This is a genomic window from Myxococcota bacterium (assembly GCA_035498015.1).
GTDB lineage: Bacteria > Myxococcota_A > UBA9160 > SZUA-336 > SZUA-336 > VGRW01.
The window spans coordinates 1-2614 of record DATKAO010000044.1 but is presented as its reverse complement, the minus strand read 5'-3'; the positions used below and the strand labels follow the sequence as shown (position 1 = coordinate 2614).

3 protein-coding genes are annotated in these 2614 nt (G+C 71.3%); all 3 read left to right on the top strand.

Going from position 1 to position 2614, the window contains the following annotated elements:
• On the top strand, positions 1-975 hold a 975-nt coding region (pheA, locus tag VMR86_03790; protein HTO06156.1), incomplete at its 5' end, for a prephenate dehydratase.
• Complete coding sequence (gene hisC, locus VMR86_03785) at positions 972-2072, top strand: histidinol-phosphate transaminase (GenBank protein HTO06155.1); 1101 nt, start codon at positions 972-974, stop codon at positions 2070-2072. The genes pheA and hisC, both read left to right, overlap by 4 nt.
• Positions 2069-2614, top strand: a 546-nt coding sequence (locus VMR86_03780) for a prephenate dehydrogenase (GenBank protein ID HTO06154.1), incomplete at its 3' end; no start/stop codon positions are given. The genes hisC and VMR86_03780, both read left to right, overlap by 4 nt.

The window sequence follows — 2614 nt, the reverse complement described above, 5'->3', positions numbered from 1 at the left end:
AAGGCGGCGGACAACGCCACGCCGTTCGTGCCGGGCCGCGAGCTCGAGATCTTCGAGCGGCTCGAGCGCGAGGCGAAGGGCGCGTTCCCGCGGCCGGCGGTCCGCAAGGTGTTCCGCGAGATCATCTCGGCGTCGATCGCGCAGCAGCGCGGCGTGTCGGTCGCCTACCTCGGCCCGCCCGCGACCTACACGCACCAGGCCGCGATCCAGCAGTTCGGCCAGATGGCGGACCTCCGGCCCGCCGCGACGACCGACGCGATCTTCGCGCAGGTCGAGTCCGGCCAGGCCGAGTTCGGCGTCGTGCCGGTCGAGAACTCGAACGAGGGCGTGGTCTCGCACACGCTGGACCTGTTCGTCGACTCGCCGCTCACCATCGCGGCCGAGATCCACGTGCCGATCCACCACGACCTGTTGTCGAAGAGCGGCGAGCTGCGCGCGATCCGGGCCGTGCACTCGCACCCGCAAGCGCTGGCGCAGTGCCGCGCCTGGCTCGAGCTCAACCTGCCCAACGCGCCGCAGCAGACCACTCACTCGACCGCGCAGGCGGCCGAGCTCGCCGCGCGCAACGAGGAGCTGGCGGCGATCGCGAGCCCGATCGCGGCCGAGCTGTACGGCCTGCGCGTCGTGCACTCCGGGATCGAGGACCGGATCGACAACACCACCCGCTTCCTGGTGATCGCGCGCGAGCCGCCGCGGCGCAGCTCGCGCGACATCACCTCGATCCTGTTCTCGATCAAACGCGACCAGGTCGGGGCGCTCTACAAGGCGCTCGAGCCGTTCTACCAGCACGGCGTCAACCTGACGCGCATCGAGTCACGGCCCACGCGCGTGCGCGCCTGGGAGTACGTGTTCTTCTGCGATTTCGAGGGCCACATCGACGACGCGAAGGTCGCGGCCGCGATCGACGAGCTGCGCCCACGCTGCGATTTCGTGAAAGTCCTCGGCAGCTATCCGGAAGCAGAGGCGGCGCGATGAAGCTGCGCGAGCTCGTGAACGCTCACATCCGGGACCTCGATCCCTATGTGCCGGGCAAGCCCGTCGAGGAGCTCGAGCGCGAGCTCGGCATCGCGTCGGCGGTGAAGCTGGCGTCGAACGAGAGCCCGATCGGGCCGTCGCGGCGCGCGGTCGAGGCGATCTTCGCCGCGGCCGAGAACCTGAACCGCTACCCCGACGACACCTGCTTCGCGCTGCGCGACGCGCTGGCGACACAGCTCGGTGTCGCCACCAACCAGCTGTGCTTCGCGGGCGGCTCCGACGGCATTCTCGAGCTGCTCGCCAAGTGCTTCCTCGCGCCGGGCGACGAGGCGCTGTTCCCGTGGCCCAGCTTCGCCATGTACCCGATCATGACCCGCGGCGCGGGCGCGACGCCCGTGCTGGCGCCGCTCGACCGCGCCTACCGTGCCGACGTGGCCGCGCTGCTCGCTGCGGTGACTCCGCGCACGCGCCTGGTCGTGCTGGCCAACCCGAACAATCCCACCGGCACCTCGATCGGCGCGGCGGAGTTCGCGCGCCTGGTGCGCGAGCTGCCCGAGCGCATCGTGCTGGCCGCCGACGAGGCCTACCTCTCGTTCGTGCGCCGGTCGGACTTCCCCGACTCGATCGCGGCGCTGCGCGAGCGCAAGACGCTGGTCGTGCTGCGCACGTTCTCGAAGGGTCATGCGCTCGCGGGGCTGCGCATCGGCTACGCGATCGGCGACGCGGAGCTCATCTCCTACCTGGAGCGCGCGCGCCACCCGTTCATCGTGAACAGCCTGGCGCAGGTCGCGGCGGTGGCCGCGCTCGCCGATCACGCGCACGCGGCGCGCATCGCCGAGCTCACCCACCAGGGCATCGCGCAGCTCGAGGCCGGCCTCCGGAAGCTGGGCATCCCGTTCGCCGACACCGACGCGAACTTCCTGCTGCTCGAGGTCGGCCCCGGCGCCGATGCGCTGCAGGAGCGGCTCTTGCGCTTCGGGGTGATCACCCGGCCGCTCGGCGGCTTCGGGCTCAAGACCCACCTGCGGGTGTCGGTCGGAACGCGCGAGGAGAACGAGCGCTTCCTCACGGCTTTGGCGGCCGAGCGCAAGCCTTGAGCCGACCCGTGGTCGGGCGCCTCGGCGTCATCGGTATGGGACTGATGGGCGGCTCGGTCGCGCTGGCGGCCCGCGCCCGCGGCGCCGCAGCGGAGGTGCGGGGCTCCGATCGCCACCTGACGTCCGCCGGGGACGTTCCCCTGATGCCCCTCGCGGAGTGCGCAGCGTGGGCAGATCTCCTCGTTCTGGCCGTTCCGATCGAGGCCATGGCCGATGTGATGAAGGCCGCGGCACCGCATTTGCGTTCCGACACCTTGTTGACGGACCTGGCCAGCGTGAAGGCGCCGGTAGCGGAGCTGGCACGCCGGCACCTGCCGCGACCCGAGCAGGTGGTCGGGGCGCACCCCATGACGGGGGGCCACAGCACCGGCTTTGCGGCCGCCAGCCCCGACCTCTTCCTGGGCGCGCCGTGCATCCTGGCCCTCTCCGGCGGCGAGGCCCCTTATGTGGTGGACCGGATTGAGGAATTCTGGCAGTGTCTCGGTGCTTTCACGGTTCGGAAGTCGCCGGAGGAGCACGACGCCATCGCGGCCGCGCTCTCG